Consider the following 554-nt stretch of genomic DNA (forward strand, 5'->3'; position numbering starts at 1 on the left):
GGTTTTCTCATAGAGCTTGCTGATGAGGTGGAACAGGAGTGCACCGCCGGACTTGGGGAACGGGATGTAGCCCAACTCGTCGATGATGACGCAATCCAGTGATGTCAGTTGACGGATGATTTTCCCGCTCTTTCCATCAGCCTGCTCCTTGATCAGGGCATTGATCAGGTCAACTGCATTATAGAAGCGGACCTTCTTTCCCTGGTTGATTAATGTGGTTCCCAGAGCAATCGCGATATGGGTCTTGCCTGATCCAGTGCCGCCCACAAGGATGAGATTGTGAGCCTCCTGGGTGAACTGACCAGAACAGAACGGGGCGACCTGAACCTTTGTAACGACGCTCGCGCTATAATCGAAACTGGCAAAATCCTTGTGATGAGGGAATTTTGCGATGCGCATTTGATATTGGATGGAACGGACCTGACGGTCTACAGTTTCAGCGTCGATCAATTGTTTGAGTGTTGTCGTAAGGTCTGATTGCTTGCGCGAGGCCAGCAAGTCTTGTGCGCAGGTCGCCATTCCATGCAGGCGCAGGTGTGTGAGTTGGTCGATCA

1 protein-coding gene is annotated in these 554 nt (G+C 51.8%); it reads right to left on the minus strand.

The window, feature by feature from the left end:
* Positions 1 to 554, minus strand: a 554-nt coding sequence (locus PsAD37_RS13730) for an ATP-binding protein (protein ID WP_153039744.1), incomplete at both ends; no start/stop codon positions are given.

The organism is Pseudovibrio sp. Ad37 (assembly GCF_001623075.1).
Lineage (GTDB): Bacteria > Pseudomonadota > Alphaproteobacteria > Rhizobiales > Stappiaceae > Pseudovibrio.